Origin of the sequence: Geomonas diazotrophica, from assembly GCF_018919385.1 — a bacterium.
In the GTDB taxonomy this organism is placed as follows: Bacteria; Desulfobacterota; Desulfuromonadia; order Geobacterales; family Geobacteraceae; genus Geomonas; species Geomonas diazotrophica.
Map to the genome: position 1 here is coordinate 1 of NZ_JAHLMF010000044.1, position 489 is coordinate 489.

The window sequence follows — 489 nt, forward strand, 5'->3', positions numbered from 1 at the left end:
TTCTTTCTTTCCTTTGCTGTCTGCCGTACACGGTTTAGCCCCTGGGACACGCTTTCCCGGCTCGGTGTCCGGCACGTGCGGTTCCTCCCCGTGTTTCCCTTGGCCTCCCCCCTTGGCTCCATCGACTCCGCGCCTGCCGGTGCAGACTTGTTCGCCGACTTCACAGCTACTATGGGGGAGTCTGACTTCTCTTGATCGTGTATCATCGGCTACGGCTCCTCACCTTCCCGATGCAGGCCACTCCATAGGTGGAGTGGTCAACCAAGAGATCTCCCGGTTCCCGAACAAAGAGCGTACGCGCATGCCAGGGTCTACGACCACGCAGGGCCGTCCAGGCACTCGCATTATCGCACCTGTACGTATTGCCTTCCGCAGACCCAAAAGCGTCGGCGCCCTGGAATACAATTATTTCGCGGCTCAATGGCTGGCCTACTCGCACCCCTGTCAACGCTTCGCGCCGCACCTCACGGTGCACCGCGCATGACTCGG

The 489-nt window shown here is 60.5% G+C and carries 1 protein-coding gene; it reads right to left on the reverse strand.

Annotation, left to right across the window (positions count from 1 at the left end):
* Positions 1-206: hypothetical protein (locus tag KOM00_RS20465; RefSeq protein ID WP_456264259.1), on the reverse strand; the 206-nt coding region annotated here is incomplete at its 3' end.
* Positions 207-489 lie beyond the last annotated feature (283 nt).